The organism is Agrococcus jejuensis (genome assembly GCF_007679035.1).
In the GTDB taxonomy this organism is placed as follows: Bacteria; Actinomycetota; Actinomycetes; order Actinomycetales; family Microbacteriaceae; genus Agrococcus; species Agrococcus jejuensis_A.
Window position 1 is genome coordinate 353,496 of the sequence record NZ_VEFR01000001.1, and the last position, 16,313, is coordinate 369,808.

At 72.8% G+C, this 16,313-nt stretch carries 16 protein-coding genes; all 16 read left to right on the forward strand.

Features of this window, described 5'->3' with window-relative positions; translation table 11 throughout:
- Positions 1-21: 21 nt before the first annotated feature.
- The 16 genes from mltG (at position 22) to gmk (ending at position 16,256) form a co-directional block, all read left to right on the forward strand.
- Positions 22-1,584: an endolytic transglycosylase MltG gene (mltG, locus tag FS793_RS01615; protein WP_186329273.1), complete on the forward strand. Its 1,563-nt coding sequence runs from the start codon at positions 22-24 to the stop codon at positions 1,582-1,584.
- Between the two features lie 13 nt (positions 1,585-1,597).
- Positions 1,598-2,377 (forward strand): shikimate dehydrogenase family protein, encoded by a 780-nt coding sequence (locus tag FS793_RS01620; RefSeq protein WP_144717893.1) that lies wholly within the window; start codon positions 1,598-1,600, stop codon positions 2,375-2,377.
- A 58-nt stretch (positions 2,378-2,435) separates the two neighbouring features.
- Positions 2,436-3,623, forward strand: coding sequence for a chorismate synthase (gene aroC / locus FS793_RS01625; protein WP_144717895.1), 1,188 nt, complete (start codon positions 2,436-2,438; stop codon positions 3,621-3,623).
- Entirely contained in the window at positions 3,620-4,117 is a 498-nt protein-coding gene (locus tag FS793_RS01630) for a shikimate kinase (RefSeq protein WP_260979972.1), read from the forward strand. The genes aroC and FS793_RS01630 overlap by 4 nt, the downstream gene beginning before the upstream one ends.
- Positions 4,114-5,178, forward strand: a complete 1,065-nt coding sequence (gene aroB, locus FS793_RS01635; protein ID WP_144717897.1) for a 3-dehydroquinate synthase — start codon at positions 4,114-4,116, stop codon at positions 5,176-5,178. Before FS793_RS01630 ends, aroB begins: the two co-directional genes overlap by 4 nt.
- Positions 5,179-5,195: 17 nt before the next feature.
- Entirely contained in the window at positions 5,196-5,630 is a 435-nt protein-coding gene (gene aroQ, locus FS793_RS01640) for a type II 3-dehydroquinate dehydratase (RefSeq protein ID WP_144717899.1), read from the forward strand.
- An 83-nt stretch (positions 5,631-5,713) separates the two neighbouring features.
- Positions 5,714-6,277 (forward strand): elongation factor P, encoded by a 564-nt coding sequence (efp, locus tag FS793_RS01645; protein WP_144717901.1) that lies wholly within the window; start codon positions 5,714-5,716, stop codon positions 6,275-6,277.
- A gap of 1 nt (position 6,278) precedes the next feature.
- Entirely contained in the window at positions 6,279-6,701 is a 423-nt protein-coding gene (gene nusB / locus FS793_RS01650; RefSeq protein ID WP_144717903.1) for a transcription antitermination factor NusB, read from the forward strand.
- 182 nt (positions 6,702-6,883) lie between these two features.
- Entirely contained in the window at positions 6,884-7,432 is a 549-nt protein-coding gene (pyrR, locus tag FS793_RS01655; protein ID WP_144717905.1) for a bifunctional pyr operon transcriptional regulator/uracil phosphoribosyltransferase PyrR, read from the forward strand.
- Complete coding sequence (locus FS793_RS01660; protein ID WP_144717907.1) at positions 7,429-8,367, forward strand: aspartate carbamoyltransferase catalytic subunit; 939 nt, start codon at positions 7,429-7,431, stop codon at positions 8,365-8,367. The genes pyrR and FS793_RS01660 overlap by 4 nt, the downstream gene beginning before the upstream one ends.
- Positions 8,364-9,650 (forward strand): dihydroorotase, encoded by a 1,287-nt coding sequence (locus FS793_RS01665; protein ID WP_144717909.1) that lies wholly within the window; start codon positions 8,364-8,366, stop codon positions 9,648-9,650. The genes FS793_RS01660 and FS793_RS01665 overlap by 4 nt, the downstream gene beginning before the upstream one ends.
- Before the next feature lie 52 nt (positions 9,651-9,702).
- Positions 9,703-10,197 (forward strand): PH-like domain-containing protein, encoded by a 495-nt coding sequence (locus FS793_RS01670; RefSeq protein WP_144717911.1) that lies wholly within the window; start codon positions 9,703-9,705, stop codon positions 10,195-10,197.
- Positions 10,194-11,318, forward strand: a complete 1,125-nt coding sequence (gene carA / locus FS793_RS01675) for a glutamine-hydrolyzing carbamoyl-phosphate synthase small subunit (protein ID WP_144717913.1) — start codon at positions 10,194-10,196, stop codon at positions 11,316-11,318. Before FS793_RS01670 ends, carA begins: the two co-directional genes overlap by 4 nt.
- The gene (gene carB, locus FS793_RS01680) at positions 11,318-14,593 is read left to right on the forward strand and encodes a carbamoyl-phosphate synthase large subunit (RefSeq protein WP_144717915.1); all 3,276 of its coding nucleotides are present in this window, start codon (positions 11,318-11,320) and stop codon (positions 14,591-14,593) included. Before carA ends, carB begins: the two co-directional genes overlap by 1 nt.
- On the forward strand, positions 14,590-15,402 hold the full coding sequence (pyrF, locus tag FS793_RS01685; RefSeq protein WP_144717917.1) for an orotidine-5'-phosphate decarboxylase: 813 nt from the start codon (positions 14,590-14,592) through the stop codon (positions 15,400-15,402). Before carB ends, pyrF begins: the two co-directional genes overlap by 4 nt.
- Positions 15,399-16,256: a guanylate kinase gene (gene gmk / locus FS793_RS01690; RefSeq protein WP_144717918.1), complete on the forward strand. Its 858-nt coding sequence runs from the start codon at positions 15,399-15,401 to the stop codon at positions 16,254-16,256. Before pyrF ends, gmk begins: the two co-directional genes overlap by 4 nt.
- Positions 16,257-16,313 lie beyond the last annotated feature (57 nt).

Below are 16,313 nucleotides of genomic sequence, written 5' to 3' on the forward strand. Positions count from 1 at the left end.
CGTCGCGGGAGACCGCCGGGCATGCCTGAGCCGGGCAGCGAGCAGCCGTTCGACGACGGCGCGCTGCCGACGGACACGCCTGCCGTGCCACCGACGCCGCCACCGGCGTCGACGCCCGCACCCTCCGCGCCGGAGCCCTCCGAGTCGGCGCCCGAGCCCGCGGAGCAGTCGCCCGTGCGCGATGATCCGCCCACGGTGCAGCAGCCCGTCGCGCCGCCGACGCCCGCTGCCGAGCCCACGTTCGAGGACATCTTCGGCACCCCGACGCCCGACGCGCCCGAGCCGACCCTGCCCAGGCACGAGCCGCCGACGTCGCGCCCGGCAGAGCCCGTCGCCTCGGTGCAGCCCGACGAGGCGCTCGGCATCGAGGCCATCGCCGACGCCGTCGGCGCGTCCACGTCGCAGACGCCGTGGGCGACCGCGACGAGCGCCGCGGCGCCCGAGTCGCCGCGCGCGAGCCGAGCGCCCGCGGCCAAGGCTCCCAAGGCCGCGAAGACGCGGCCTGCGAAGCCGACGAGCGCCAAGTCCAAGCGCCAGCGCAGCGGCCGGCGCGGCGGCATCGTCATCATCGTCGCGCTCGTCGCGATCCTCGCCGCCGTCCTCGGCGGCGGCTGGCTCGCCTTCGGCCCCGCGATCATGGACCGCTTCGCCGAGCCCGAGGACTTCTCGGGCGCGGGCACCGGCGAGGTCGTGGTGCGCATCGAGTCGGGCTGGACCGGCGCGCAGGTCGCGACGATGCTCGAGGAGGAGGGCGTCATCGCCGACCAGGAGACGTTCTACGACCTCCTCGTCGCCGACCCGAGCATCGGCTTCCAGCCGGGCTCCTACCGGCTCGCCCTCGAGATGTCCGCGCAGTCGGCACTCGACGCGCTGCAGGACGAGGCGAGCCGCATCGTGCTGCAGGTCACGATCCCCGAGGGCTTCGTCATCCAGCAGGTGTACGCGCGCCTCGCCGAGCAGACCGGCATCCCCGAGGCCGACATCGTGCAGGCCGCGAGCGACCCGAGCGTCTACGGCGTCACGGGCTCGACGCTCGAGGGCTGGCTGTTCCCCGCGACCTACACGTTCGACGGCAGCGAGACGCCCCAGCAGATCCTGCAGACGATGGTCGACCGCATGCGGCAGGCCATGACCGAGCGCGGCGTGCCCGAGGACCAGTGGCAGACGATCGTCACGTTCGCGTCGCTCGTCGAGCGCGAGGGCGGCCCCGTGGAGAACTTCCCGCAGGTGGCGCGCGTCTTCCAGAACCGCCTCGACATCGGCATGCTCATGCAGTCGGACGCGACGGTGCACTACGGCATCGGCGACTTCGGCGTCATCACGACGACCGACGAGGAGCGCGCCGACGCCGGCAACCCCTACAACACGTACGTGCACGCGGGGCTGCCGATCGGGCCGATCGGGGCACCGGGCGACGCTGCGATCGACGCGGTGCTCGCCCCCGCCGAGGGCGACTGGCTCTACTTCGTGACGATCGACCCCTCGACGGGCGAGACGGTGTTCTCGAACACGCTCGCGGAGCACAACCAGGCGGTGCTGCTGTTCCAGGCGTGGCTGCGCGACAACCCCGAGTACGGCAGCTGATGGGGAGCCGCGCGTGACGCGGCTCGCGGTGCTCGGCGATCCCATCGAGCACTCGCGGTCGCCGCGCATCCACGCGGCCGCGTACGCCGTGCTCGGGCTCGACTGGGCGTACGGACGTCACCGTCTGACGCCCGATGCCCTGCCCGGCTTCGTCGACGCGCTCGGCACCGACTGGCGCGGCCTGTCGGTGACGGCGCCGCTCAAGGAGGCCGCGGCCGCCTGGGCGCGCGACGTCGACCCGCTCGTGACGCGGACGGGCGCGGCCAACACGCTGCGGGTCGACCTGCGCGCAGCGTGGAACACCGACGTCGCGGGCATCGTCGACGCGTTCGCCGAGGCGGGCGTCGACGGCGTCGATCGTGGCGCGATCGTCGGCGGGGGAGCGACGGCCGTCTCGGCCGTGTGCGCGCTCGCCGTCATGGGCGCCGACCGCGTCGACGCCTGGATGCGCACGCCGGCGAAGGGCGAGCGGCTCGTGACGCTGGGCGCCGAGCTCGGCGTCGACGTGCGGCTCGTCGGCCCCGACGCGCCGCCGCTCGTCGGCGACGTCGTCGTGAGCACGCTGCCCGCCGAGGCGGACGCCGTGCCCGCCCTCGCGGGGCCGCGCGCCATCCTCGACGCCGACTACGCCTCCGGTGCCAGCCGCTACGAGGGCGTCGGGCCGCTCGTGCCCGGCCTCGCGATGCTGCTGCACCAGGCGCTGCGCCAGGTGCGCATCTTCGTGCACGGCGATCCCGAGGCCCCCGTCGAGCGCGAGCCCGAGGTGTGGGCGGCGATGGTCGCCGCCGCCTGAGCCGCCGCGGACGCGTGCGTGCGCGGCGACGCCCGCGGGGGATGGAAGGATGGACCTCATGCTTCGATGGCTGACCGCAGGCGAGAGCCATGGCCCCGAGCTCCTCGCGATCCTCGAGGGACTCCCCGCCGACGTGCCCGTGACCGCCGAGGCCATCCAGGCCGATCTGCAGCGGCGCAAGCTCGGCGCAGGACGCGGCGCGCGCATGAAGTTCGAGCAGGACGCGCTGTCGATCTCGGGCGGCGTGCGCCACGGTCGCTCGATGGGCTCGCCCGTCGCCCTGCGCATCGGCAACACCGAGTGGCCGAAGTGGACCGACGTCATGAGCCCCGCGCCGCTCGACGAGGCGCCGTCGGGCGCTCGCGCGGCCGCGCTCACGCGTCCGCGGCCCGGCCACGCCGACCTCGTGGGCATGCAGAAGTACGGCTTCGACGAGGCTCGTCCCGTGCTCGAGCGCGCCTCAGCCCGCGAGACCGCGGCGCGCGTCGCCCTCGGCGCCGTCGCGAAGGCGTTCCTCGGCGAGCTCGGCGTGCGCCTCGTGAGCCACACGCTCGCGATCGGCCCCGTGCGCGTGCCCGAGGGCGCGCCCATCCCGTCGCCCGACGACGTGGATGCGCTCGACGCCGATCCGCTGCGCTGCCACGACCCGGAGACGAGCGCGCGCATGCTCGCCGAGGTCGACGACGCGAAGTCGGCCGGCGACACGCTCGGCGGCGTCGTCGAGGTGTGCGCCTACGGCCTGCCGCCGGGGCTCGGCTCGTACGTGCACTGGGACCGTCGCCTCGACGCGCGCCTCGCCGGTGCGCTCATGGGCATCCAGGCCATCAAGGGCGTCGAGGTCGGCGACGGCTTCGAGACGACGCGTCGGCGCGGCTCGGTCGCGCACGACGAGCTCGTGCCCGGCGCCGACGGCATCGAGCGCCTCACCGACCGCGCAGGCGGCACCGAGGGCGGCATGTCGACGGGCACCGTGCTGCGCGTGCGTGCGGGCATGAAGCCGATCGCGACCGTGCCGCGCGCGCTGCGCACGATCGACACGACCACGGGCGAGGCCGCGCAGGCGCACCACCAGCGCAGCGACGTGTGCGCCGTGCCCGCGTCGGGCGTCGTGGCGGAGGCCATGGTCGCGCTCGTGCTCGCCGACGCGATGATCGAGAAGCTCGGCGGCGACTCGGTGGCCGAGGTGCGCCGCAACCTCGAGGCCTACCTCGCCGCGATCCCCGAGACGCTGGTCACGACCGCGTGAGACCCGTCGCGCTCATCGGGCCGATGGCGGCGGGCAAGTCGAGCGTCGGCCGCAAGCTCGCGAGCCGGCTCGGCGCGACGTTCGTCGACACCGACCGCGAGATCGTGCGCGTGCACGGGCCCATCGGCGACCTCTTCGCGTCGCGGGGCGAGCCCGTGTTCCGCGCCATCGAGGCCGAGGCGGTCGCGGCCGCGCTCGTCGACGACGCCGTCGTGTCGCTCGGCGGGGGAGCACCGCTCGCCGCCGCGACGCAGGCGCGCCTCGCCGACGCGCACGTCGTGCTGCTCATGATCGACGACCGGCAGGCCGAGCGGCGCATCGCCGGCTCCGCCCGCCCCCTGCTCGCCGACGGCGGCATCGACGCCTGGCGTCGCATCCTCGCCGAGCGCGAGCCCACGTACCGCGCGCTCGCCGACCTCGAGGTCGACGCGTCGCGCCGCAAGATGAGCGACATCGTCGCCGAGATCGCCACCTGGCTGGAGGCCAAGCAGTGACCACCGTCATCCCCGTCCGCACCGAGCGCCCCTACGACGTCGTCGTCGGACGGGACATCCTGCTGCCGCAGATCGCCGAGGCCGTCGCGGGCGCCGCGCAGGTGCTCGTCGTGCACCAGCCGGCGATGTCCAGGCAGGCGGATGCGCTGAAGGCCGAGCTCGGAGACCACGTGCTGCTCGCCGAGGTGCCCGATGCCGAGGCGGCGAAGCGCATCGAGGTCGCGCAGTTCCTGTGGCAGATCATGGGCCAGGCCGACTTCACCCGCACCGACATGGTCGTGGGGCTCGGCGGCGGCGCCGTCACTGACCTCGCGGGCTTCGTGGCGGCGACCTGGCTGCGCGGCGTGGGCGTCGTGCTGGCCCCGTCGAGCGTGCTCGGCATGGTCGACGCCGCCGTCGGCGGCAAGACGGGCATCAACACCGAGCAGGGCAAGAACCTCGTCGGCGCCTTCCACCACCCCGCCCGCGTCGTGTGCGACCTGGCGCTGCTCGACACCCTGCCGCGCAACGAGCTGCTCACGGGCTTCGCGGAGATCGTGAAGGCGGGCTTCATCGCCGACCCCGCCATCCTCACCCTGCTCGAGGAGCAGCTCGACGCCGCGACCGACCCGACGACGCCCGAGTTCGCCGACGTCATCGCGCGCTCGATCCGCGTGAAGGCCGACGTCGTCGCCGAGGACTTCACGGAGCAGGGCCTGCGCGAGATCCTCAACTACGGCCACACGCTCGGCCACGCGATCGAGCACACCGAGCGCTACCGGTGGCGCCACGGCGCCGCCGTCGCGATCGGCCTCATGTTCGCCGCCGAGCTCGGCCGCCTCGCCGGACGACTGCCGGAGTCGGTCGTCGACCGCCACCGCGCGATCCTCGAGTCGCTCGAGCTGCCCACGACGTACCCGATCGGTCGCTGGCAGACGCTGCTCGCGACCATGCGCCGCGACAAGAAGGCGCGCGGCGCCATGCTGCGCTTCATCGTGCTCGACGACGTCGCGCGCCCGCGCGTGCTCGAGGGCCCCGACGACTCGATCCTCTTCACGGCGTACCAGTCGCTCGCCGACTGACGCATAGGCTCGTGACCATGCGCATCCTCGTGCTCAACGGTCCCAACCTCGGCAGGCTCGGCTCGCGCGAGCCCGACGTGTACGGCTCCGCGGGGCTCGACGAGGTCGAGCGCGCCGTCGCGTCGATCGGCCCCGAGATCGAGGTCGATCTGCGCCAGACGGACTCCGAGGCCGAGCTCGTGCACTGGATCCACGAGGCGGTCGACGCGCAGACGCCCGTGGTGCTCAACCCGGCGGCGTTCACGCACTACTCGTACGCGTTGCGCGATGCATGCGCCATGGTGACGAAGGCGGGCATCCCGCTCGTCGAGGTGCACATCACGAACCCGCACGCGCGCGAGACGTTCCGCCACACGTCGACGATCTCGGGCGTCGCGACGGGCGTCGTCGCGGGCTTCGGCATCGACGGATACCGGCTCGCGGCCCTCGCGATCCTCGCCCGCGCCGCCTGAGGCTCCCGACCGCACGGCATCCCGTCGGCTAGGATGCTCTGTCGGCCCCCAAAGGGCCGCGACTTTCCACTCTCGAGGGACACATGGCGACGACGAACGACATCAAGAACGGCGCGGTGCTCAGCATCGACGGGCAGCTGTGGAGCGTGATCGAGTTCCAGCACGTGAAGCCCGGCAAGGGCGGTGCGTTCGTGCGCACCAAGCTCCGCAACGTGCGCAGCCTCAAGGTCGTCGACAAGACGTTCAACGCCGGCACGAAGATGGACTTCGCGACGGTCGACCGCCGCGACTACCAGTTCCTCTACAACGACGGCACCGACTACGTGTTCATGGACAACGACACGTACGAGCAGTTCCAGGTGAGCCCCGAGATCGTCGGCGACGCCGCCAAGTTCCTGCTCGACGGCGCCACGGCGCAGATCACGATGCACGAGTCCGAGGCGCTCCAGGTCGAGCTGCCCGGTTCGGTCGTGCTCGAGATCACGTACACGGAGCCCGGCCTGCAGGGCGACCGCTCGAGCGCGGGCACGAAGCCCGCGACGGTCGAGACCGGCGCCGAGATCCAGGTGCCGCTCTTCGTCGAGCAGGGCACGCGCGTGAAGATCAACACCGCCGACGGCTCGTACCTCGGTCGCGTCACCGACTGACGTGGCGCAGCAGGTCTACCCCTCCCGTCGCAAGGCTCGCAAGCACGCGGTCGAGGTCGGCTACAGCGCGATCGTGCGCGACGCCGACGCCCTCGAGCTGCTGCGCGTCACGGCCCTCGACCAGGGCTGGGCGAAGCACCCGTGGTTCGCGTACTGCGAGGAGCTCGTGACGGGCGTCCAGCACCACGCCGACGAGCTCGACGAGCTCGTCGAGCAGTCGAGCGAGCACTGGTCGCTCGACCGCATGGCACGCATCGACCTCGCGATCCTGCGCGTCGGCGCGTGGGAGCTCGCCCACAACCCGGCGGTGCCGCAGGAGGTCGCGATCTCCGAGGCGGTGCAGCTCGCCGGCGAGCTCTCGACCGATCGCTCGGGACCGTTCGTCAACGGCGTGCTCGCGAAGGTCGCCGGCCAGGTCGGCTGACCGCACCACGAGCATCGACGCACGCGGCGTCGCGACGGATCCTCGTCGCGGCGCCGCGTTCGCGTCTGCGCGCCGAGTCGAGCCTGACCCGCGCCGTTCGATAGGGTGGGACCACCGACATCCTTCATCAGCCGTCCTGCGAGGCGGCGAGTGACGCCCAGAGAGGCAGGAAGGGGGTCTGCATGCCTGCGCGCACCGTGCTGCAGGAGGCGGACATCGCCCGCGCGCTCACGCGCATCGCCCACGAGATCCTCGAGGCCAATCGCGGCCCGGAGTCCCTCGTCATCCTCGGGATCCCGACCCGCGGCGCGCTCCTCGCCGAGCGCATCGCCGCCCGGCTCGGCGAGATCACCGGCACCGACTTCGCGGGCCGCACCGGCACGCTCGACGTGACGATGCACCGCGACGACCTCGCCCGCACCGGCACGCGGCCGACGCATCCCACGCGCATCCCCGCCTCCGGCATCGACGGCCAGACGGTCGTGCTCGTCGACGACGTGCTCTACTCGGGTCGCACGATCCGGGCAGCGCTCGACGCGCTCACCGACCTCGGTCGCCCCGCGGCCGTGCGCCTCGCGGTGCTCGTCGACCGCGGCCACCGCCAGCTGCCCATCCGCGCCGACTACGTGGGCAAGAACCTGCCGAGCGCCGCGAGCGAGCACGTGTCGATCCTGCTCGCCGAGGTCGACGGGCAGGACGCCGTGACGATCCAGGAGGGCAGCGCACGATGAGGCATCTGCTGACCGCCGCGCTGACGCGCGACGAGGCGATCGAGCTGCTCGACATCGCCGAGGACATGGACCAGATCCACGAGCGCGACCAGAAGAAGCTGCCCGCGCTGCGCGGCCGCACGGTCGTGAACCTGTTCTTCGAGGACTCGACGCGCACGCGATCGTCGTTCGAGATCGCGGGCAAGTGGCTCTCCGCAGACGTCATCAACGTCTCGGGCAAGGGCTCGAGCGTCTCGAAGGGCGAGGACCTGCGCGACACGGTCACGACCATCTCGGCCATGGGCGTCGACGGCATCGTCATGCGCCACGGCGCGTCGGGCGCGCCGAACGTCGTCGCGTCGTGGATCCCGCAGATCGTCGTCAACGCCGGCGACGGCACCCACGAGCACCCGACGCAGGCGCTGCTGGACGCGTTCGCCCTGCGCCGCCGCATCCACGGCGACGCGTCGCGCGGCAAGGGCCTCGACGGCGTTCGCGTCGCGATCGCCGGCGACGTGCTGCACAGCCGCGTCGCACGCTCGAACGCGCTGCTGCTGCCCGCGCTCGGCGCCGAGGTCACGATCGTCGGCCCGCCGTCGATGCTGCCGCCCGGCATCGGCACGTGGCAGGCCGCCCACACGACGGACTTCGACGAGGTCGTGGACAGCCGACCGGACGCGCTCATGATGCTGCGCGTGCAGCTCGAGCGGCAGACGGGCACGTTCGTGCCGAGCGCCGGCGAGTACATCGGCGGCTGGTCGCTCACGCCCGAGCGCTTCGCGCGCCTCGGCGGCGAGACGCTCGTCATGCACCCCGGCCCGATGAACCGCGGCCTCGAGATCTCGTCGGTCGCCGCCGACGCCGCCGCCTCGCTCGTGCTCGAGCAGGTGCGCGCAGGCGTCTCGGTGCGCATGGCCGTGCTCTACCGACTCCTGGCAGGAAGGACCGACTCGTGACGACCCTCGTCGTGCGCGGCGCGCGCATCCTCGGCGGCGACGCCGCAGACCTCACGATCGTCGACGGCATCATCGTGGGCGTCGGCTCGGCATCTCCGGCCGCCGACGCCACGGTGATCGACGCCGACGGCCTGCTCGCCCTGCCCGGCCTCGTCGACCTGCACACGCATCTGCGCGAGCCGGGCTTCGAGCAGTCCGAGACGGTCGCGACCGGCGTGCGCGCCGCAGCGGCCGGCGGCTACGCCGCCGTCTTCGCCATGGCGAACACGCGCCCCGTCGCCGACACGGTCGCCGTCGTCGAGCAGGTCGCCGAGCTCGGACGCCGCGCCGGCCTCGCGCACGTGCAGCCCATCGGTGCCGTCACCGTCGGCCTCGCGGGGGAGCGGCTCGCCGACCTCGGCATGATGGCCCGCTCGGCTGCCAACGTCCGCGTCTTCTCGGACGACGGCCACTGCGTGCACGACGCGCAGCTCATGCGTCGCGCGCTCGAGTACGTCGCACCGTTCGACGGCGTCATCGCGCAGCACGCGCAGGAGCCGACGCTCACGGTCGGCGCGCAGATGCACGAGTCGCCGCTCGCGGGCGAGCTCGGCCTCGGCGGCTGGCCGTCGGTGGCGGAGTCGTCGATCGTCGCCCGCGACGTGCTGCTCGCCGAGGCGACCGGCGCGCGCCTCCACGTGTGCCACGTCTCGACCGCCGAGACCGTCGACGTGCTGCGCTGGGCGAAGGCCCGCGGCATCCGCGTCACGGCCGAGGTCACGCCCCATCACCTGATCCTCACCGAGGAGGAGGTGCGCGGCTACGACGCGCGCTTCAAGGTCAACCCGCCGCTGCGTGCCGCCGGCGACGTCGATGCGCTGCGCGCCGCCCTCGCCGACGGCACGATCGACGTCGTCGCCACCGACCACGCCCCGCACCCCGTCGAGGCGAAGCAGGCCGCGTGGGCGGATGCGGCCATGGGCATGGTCGGGCTCGAGACGGCCCTCGCGGTCGTGCAGGAGTCGATGGTCGAGACGGGTCTGCTCGACTGGGCGGGCGTCGCTCGCGTCATGGCCTCCACGCCCGCGCGGATCGGACGCCTCGACGGCTTCGGCGGCGCCCTGGAGGTCGGCGCAGCCGCGCACGTCGCGCTCGTCGACCCCGCCGGCCGCACCCCGATCGGCACAGAGCACCTGCACGGCCGCTCGACGAACTCGCCGTTCCTCGGCCGCTCGCTGCCCGGTCGCGTCGTGCACACGATCTACCAGGGCCGCCAGACGGTGTCGGATGGAGTGGTCGCATGAGCTACGAGATGCGCTCGTCGGGCCGCCAGACGGTGTTGGATGGAGTAGTCGCATGAGCTACGAGACCTTCATCCTGCTGAGCGCGGTGCTCGTCGCCGTGCTCCTCGCCGCAGGCGTCCTCGGCTGGCTGTCGCGTCGCCGTCGGCACCGCGACCTCGTCGCCCCGCAGGCGCCCGACGGCTTCCAGGCCGTGCTCGACGCGCCCATCCTCTACGTCGCCACGACGACGGCGGGCGACCCGTACGACCGCGTCGCCGTGCACGGCCTCGGCTTCCGCGCCCGCGGGCGCATCGCCGTCGGCCCCTCGGGCGTCGTCCTCGACCTGCCGGGCATCGCCGTGCTCGTGCCCGTCGCCGACCTCGTGGGCGTCGAGCGCGCCACGTGGACGATCGACCGCGTGGTCGAGCCCGGCGGCCTCATCCGCATCGCGTGGCGCCTCGGCGCGCGCGAGCTCGACACCTACCTTCGCGTCACGGAGCGCGACGAGCCCGTGCTCGCCGCCATCCGCGACATCCAGCCGCATCCGACCGCAGGAGCTGCAGCATGACCATCGCCCACCTCGTGCTGGAGGACGGCACCATCTACCGCGGCCGCGCCTACGGCGCCACCGGCCGCACCCTCGGCGAGGCCGTCTTCGCCACCGGCATGACCGGCTACCAGGAGACCATCACCGACCCGTCGTACGCGGGCCAGATCGTGGTGCAGACCGCACCGCAGATCGGCAACACCGGCGTCAACGACGAGGACCCCGAGTCGCGTCGCATCTGGGTCGCCGGCTACGCCGTGCGCCAGGCGAGCCGCATCGTGTCGAGCTGGCGCGCGACCGAGTCGCTCGAGACGCGCCTCGAGCGCGACGGCATCGTCGGCATCCAGGAGATCGACACGCGTGCGCTCACGCGCCGTCTGCGGGATGCGGGCAGCATGCGCGCCGGCATCTTCTCGGGCGACGCCGTGGGCACCGAGGCCGACATGCTCGAGCAGGTGCTGCAGAGCCCGCAGATGGCCGGTCAGCGCCTCGCCGACGTCGTCTCGACGCCCGAGGCCTACCAGCTGCCGGCCACCGCCGTGCGCATCGGCCACCTCGCCGTGCTCGACCTCGGCGTCAAGGCATCCACGCTGCGCTACCTGCAGGGTCAGGGCTTCGACCTCACGGTGCTGCCGCACTCGGTGACGGCCCAGGAGGTCTTCGCCCTCGGCGTCGACGCCGCCTTCTACTCGAACGGCCCCGGCGACCCCGCCGCGTCCGACCAGTACGTCGAGCTGCTGCGCGAGCTGCTGCATGCGCGCCTGCCGTTCTTCGGCATCTGCTTCGGCAACCAGCTGCTGGGCCGGGCGCTCGGCTTCGGCACGTACAAGCTGCCGTTCGGCCACCGCGGCATCAACCAGCCCGTGCTCGACGTCGCCACCGGCACGGTCGAGATCACGAGCCAGAACCACGGCTTCGCCGTCGACGCGCCCATCGGCGAGATCGTCGAGAGCCCCGCCGGGTTCGGCCGCGTGCAGGTGAGCCACTACTCGCTCAACGACCAGGTCGTCGAGGGCCTTCGCGCGCTCGACCTGCCCGCGTTCAGCGTGCAGTACCACCCCGAGGCCGCCGCAGGCCCCCACGACTCCATGTACCTCTTCGATCGCTTCGCGCAGCTCGTGCGCGAGCGGAAGGACGCCTGATGCCCAAGCGCGACGACATCTCGTCGGTCCTCGTGATCGGCTCCGGCCCCATCGTCATCGGCCAGGCGGCGGAGTTCGACTACTCCGGCACGCAGGCCTGCCGCGTGCTGCGCGAGGACGGCATCCGCGTCATCCTCGTCAACTCGAACCCGGCGACGATCATGACCGACCCGGACTTCGCCGACGCGACCTACATCGAGCCCATCACGCCCGAGGTGCTCGAGACGATCATCGTCAAGGAGCGTCCCGACGCCATCCTGCCGACGCTCGGCGGCCAGACGGCGCTCAACGCCGCCATCGCGCTGCACGAGCAGGGCATCCTCGAGCGCCACGGCGTCGAGCTCATCGGCGCCAAGGTCGACGCGATCCACCGCGCGGAGGACCGCCAGCTGTTCAAGCAGCTCGTGCTCGACGCCGGCGCCGACGTCGCCTCGTCGGTCATCGCGAAGACCGTCGACGAGGCGCTCGCGTTCGCCGACGAGTACGGCTACCCCGTCGTCGTGCGCCCCTCGTTCACGATGGGCGGCCTCGGCTCGGGCTTCGCGCACGACGAGGTCGAGCTGCGCCGCTTCGTCGCCGACGGCCTGCACTCGTCGACGATCGGCGAGGTGCTGCTCGAGGAGTCGATCCTCGGGTGGAAGGAGTACGAGCTCGAGCTCATGCGCGACACGGCCGACAACACGGTCGTGATCTGCTCGATCGAGAACGTCGACCCCGTCGGCGTGCACACGGGCGACTCGATCACGGTCGCGCCGGCGCTCACGCTCACCGACCGCGAGTACCAGGTGCTGCGCGACATCGGCATCCGCATCATCCGCGACGTGGGCGTCGACACCGGCGGCTGCAACGTGCAGTTCGCCGTCGACCCCGCGACGGGTCGCGTCATCGTCATCGAGATGAACCCGCGCGTCTCGCGCTCGAGCGCCCTCGCGTCGAAGGCGACGGGCTTCCCGATCGCGAAGATCGCCGCGAAGCTCGCCATCGGCTACCGCCTCGACGAGATCCCCAACGACATCACGAAGGTGACGCCCGCCTCGTTCGAGCCGACGCTCGACTACGTCGTCGTGAAGGTGCCGCGGTTCACGTTCGAGAAGTTCCCCGCCGCCGACCCCACGCTCACGACCACCATGAAGTCGGTCGGCGAGGCGATGGCGATGGGTCGCACCTACACGCAGGCGCTGCAGAAGGCGCTGCGCTCGCAGGAGCGCCGCGGAGCGACGTTCCACTGGGCCGGCGAGCCCGGCGACAAGCATGCGCTGCTCGAGCAGTCGCGCACGCCGACCGACGGTCGCATCGTGACGCTGCAGCAGGCGATCCGCGCAGGCGCCACGGTCGAGGAGGCCTTCGAGGCCACCGCGATCGACCCGTGGTTCCTCGACCAGATCGTGCTGCTGGAGGAGGTCGCGCAGGAGATCCGCGCCGCCGCCGACCTCGACGAGGACATCCTGCGCCGAGCGAAGGAGCACGGCTTCTCCGACGTGCAGATCGCCGAGCTGCGCGGCCTCGAGGAGCAGGAGGTGCGCGAGGCGCGCTGGGCGCTGGGCCTGCGCCCCGTGTTCAAGACGGTCGACACGTGCGCCGGCGAGTTCCCGGCCGAGACGCCGTACCACTACTCGTCGTACGACCAGGAGACCGAGGTGGCCCCCTCGGACCGCCGCAAGGTCGTCATCCTCGGCTCGGGTCCGAACCGCATCGGCCAGGGCATCGAGTTCGACTACTCGTGCGTGCACGCATCGTTCGCGCTGCGCGACGCCGGGTACGAGACGATCATGGTCAACTGCAACCCCGAGACGGTCTCGACCGACTACGACACGAGCGACCGGCTCTACTTCGAGCCGCTGACGCTCGAGGACGTGCTCGAGGTCATCCACGCCGAGTCGCAGTCGGGCGAGCTCGTGGGCGTCATCGTGCAGCTCGGCGGGCAGACGCCGCTCGGCCTCGCGCGCGGCCTCGAGGCGGCGGGCATCCCGATCCTCGGCACGCAGCCCGACGCGATCGACCGCGCCGAGGAGCGCGGGCTCTTCCAGGAGATCCTCGACGCCGCCGGCCTCGTCGCCCCGCGCAACGCGACGGCGACGACCGAGGAGGCTGCCCTCGAGGCGGCCGAGCGCATCGGCTACCCCGTGCTCGTGCGCCCGTCGTTCGTGCTCGGCGGCCGCGGCATGGAGATCGTCTACGACCGCGAGAGCCTGCACGGCTACTTCGAGCGCATGGCGGACACCGCCATCATCGGCCCCGGCAAGCCGCTGCTCGTCGACCACTTCCTCGACGACGCCGTGGAGATCGACGTCGACGCCGTCTTCGACGGCACCGACCTCTACGTCGGCGGCATCCTCGAGCACATCGAGGAGGCGGGCATCCACTCGGGCGACTCGTCGTGCACGCTGCCGCCGATCGGGCTCGGCCGCTCGCAGATCGACGAGGTGCGGGATGCGACGCTCGCGATCGCACGCGGCCTCGACGTGCGCGGTCCGATCAACGTGCAGTTCGCGATCTCTGCGGGCCGCCTCCACGTCATCGAGGCGAACCCGCGCGCGAGCCGTACGGTGCCGTTCGTCGCGAAGGCCCTCGGCACCCCCATCGCGAAGGCCAACGCCCTCGTGATGGCGGGCCGCACGATCGCCGAGCTGCGCGCCGAGGGCTTCCTGCCCGAGCAGGACGGCTCGCGCCTGCCGCTCGACGCACCCGTGGCGGTGAAGGAGGCCGTGCTGCCCTTCCGCCGCTTCCGCACGCGCGAGGGCGAGCTCGTCGACAGCCTGCTCGGTCCCGAGATGCGCTCGACCGGCGAGGTCATGGGCATCGACCGCGACTTCCCCCGCGCGTTCGCGAAGAGCCAGGTCGCCGCCTACGGCGGGCTGCCGACGTCGGGCACGGTCTTCGTGTCGGTCTCCGACCGCGACAAGCGCCAGGCGGTGCTGCCCATCCACCGCCTGCGGCAGCTCGGCTTCCGCATCCTCGCGACCGAGGGCACGGCGGAGATCCTCGTGCGCAACGGCATCGAGGTCGAGACGATCGCGAAGCACAACGAGGTCGGCGTCGAGGCGTCGATCGTCGGCGCCATCCACCGCGGCGAGGTCGACATCGTCATCAACACGCCCACGGGTCCCGCCGCACGTCTCGACGGCTACGAGATCCGCGCCGCGACCGTCGGTGCCGACAAGGCGCTCTTCACGACGGTGTCGCAGCTCGGCGCGGCCGTCGCGGCGATCGAGGCGGCGCGTGCGCCCTTCGAGGTCACGAGCCTGCAGGAGTACCACGCCAGGAGGACGGCATGACGTTCGGCACCCGCCTCGCCGCGGCGGTCGCCGACCGCGGCCCCGTGTGCGTCGGCATCGACCCGCACGCGCACCTGCTGGATGCGTGGGGCCTGCCCGACACCGCGGCGGGTGCCGAGGCGTTCGGCCTCGAGGTCGTCGAGGCGGCCGTCGGTCGCGTCGCGGTCGTGAAGCCGCAGGTGGCGTTCTACGAGCGACACGGCTCCGCCGGCATCGCGGCGCTCGAGCACGTCATCCGCGTCGCGCGCGAGGAGGGCCTGCTCGTCGTCGCCGACGCGAAGCGCGGCGACCTCGGCACGACGATGGACGCCTACGCGCAGGCGTGGCTCACGCCCGGCGCACCGCTCGAGGTCGACGCAATCACGGCCTCGCCGTACCTCGGCCTCGGCTCGCTCGAGCCCGCGCTGTCGCTCGCCGAGGCGCACGCGAAGGGCGTCTTCGTGCTGTGCGCGACGTCGAACCCCGAGGGCGCCGGCCTGCAGTCGCGGGCCGACGCGGCGGGGGAGTCGGTCGCGGCATCCATCGCACGCGGCGTCGACGCCTGGAACGTCGACCACGCGCCCGACGGCGCGGGCTCCATCGGCCTCGTCGTCGGCGCGACCGTCGCCGCCGCCGACTTCGGCGTCACCCTCACGTCGGCCACGCCGATCCTCGCGCCCGGCTTCGGCCACCAGGGCGCGCGGCTCGCCGACCTGTCCTCGCTGTACCCGGCAGGCACGCTCGTGCTCGCCAACGTCTCGCGCAGCGTGACGGGCTCGCGCGACGGCGTCGCCGCCGCGATCGACGCGGCGACGGCGGAGGCACGATGACGCTCGATCCCGCGCTCGGCGCCGAGGCCGCGCTGCGGGCGCGGCGCGCCCGCGCCGAGGTCAAGCGCGCCGTGCACGCGCGCGAGCGCTCGGCGCTGCAGGTCGCCGAGCACGCGTGGGACCACCCCGACTCCGTCGAGGCGGGCCTGCGCGTCACGGAGCTCGTCGACGCCATCCCCGGCATCGGCAAGCACCGCATGGAGCGCGTGCTCGAGCGGCTCGAGATCTCGCCCCGCAAGCGCGTCGGCGGCCTCGGCTCGCGCCAGCGCACGCGCCTGCGCGAGTGGCTCGACGTCGATCCGGCCCCCGCACGCCTCATCGTGCTCGCCGGCCCGACCGCCGTCGGCAAGGGCACCGTCGCGCAGCACGTGCGCGACCACTACCCGTGGATCCGCCACTCGGTGTCGTGGACGACGAGGGCGCCGCGCCCGGGCGAGATCGACGGCGTGCACTACACGTTCGTCTCCGACGCCGAGTTCGACGAGGGCCTGTCGGAGGACGCGTTCCTCGAGTGGGCCAAGGTGCACAACTCGCACCGCTACGGCACGCCGCGCGCGCAGGTGCAGTCGGTGCTCGACACCGGCGACTCCGTGCTGCTCGAGATCGACCTGCAGGGCGCGCGCCAGATCCGCGATCGCATGCCGGAGGCGCTGCTCGTGTTCCTCGCGCCGCCGTCGTGGGACGAGCTCGTGCGCAGGCTCGTCGGCCGCGGCACGGAGGACGAGGCGGAGCGCTCCCGTCGTCTCGCGACCGCCGAGGTCGAGCTCGCGAGCCAGGACGAGTTCGACGCCGTCGTCATCAATCGCGACGTGGCCGAGGCCGCTGCCGAGGTCGTGGCCCTCATCGGGCGCTAGACTGTTCCACTGCGCCGGTCTCACGCTGGCCGCCTCTCGCGAGGCTCGAGCGCAACC

Excerpts from the sequence above, each read along its gene's own strand:
- gmk (WP_144717918.1), top strand. The coding sequence starts at position 15,399 with ATGACGCTCGATCCCGCGCTCGGCGCCGAGGCCGCGCTGCGGGCGCGG.
- aroC (WP_144717895.1), top strand. The coding sequence starts at position 2,436 with ATGCTTCGATGGCTGACCGCAGGCGAGAGCCATGGCCCCGAGCTCCTC.
- carA (WP_144717913.1), top strand. The coding sequence starts at position 10,194 with ATGACCATCGCCCACCTCGTGCTGGAGGACGGCACCATCTACCGCGGC.
- pyrR (WP_144717905.1), top strand. The coding sequence starts at position 6,884 with ATGCCTGCGCGCACCGTGCTGCAGGAGGCGGACATCGCCCGCGCGCTC.
- FS793_RS01660 (WP_144717907.1), top strand. The coding sequence starts at position 7,429 with ATGAGGCATCTGCTGACCGCCGCGCTGACGCGCGACGAGGCGATCGAG.
- pyrF (WP_144717917.1), top strand. The coding sequence starts at position 14,590 with ATGACGTTCGGCACCCGCCTCGCCGCGGCGGTCGCCGACCGCGGCCCC.
- FS793_RS01670 (WP_144717911.1), top strand. The coding sequence starts at position 9,703 with ATGAGCTACGAGACCTTCATCCTGCTGAGCGCGGTGCTCGTCGCCGTG.
- efp (WP_144717901.1), top strand. The coding sequence starts at position 5,714 with ATGGCGACGACGAACGACATCAAGAACGGCGCGGTGCTCAGCATCGAC.
- aroQ (WP_144717899.1), top strand. The coding sequence starts at position 5,196 with ATGCGCATCCTCGTGCTCAACGGTCCCAACCTCGGCAGGCTCGGCTCG.
- mltG (WP_186329273.1), top strand. The coding sequence starts at position 22 with ATGCCTGAGCCGGGCAGCGAGCAGCCGTTCGACGACGGCGCGCTGCCG.
- carB (WP_144717915.1), top strand. The coding sequence starts at position 11,318 with ATGCCCAAGCGCGACGACATCTCGTCGGTCCTCGTGATCGGCTCCGGC.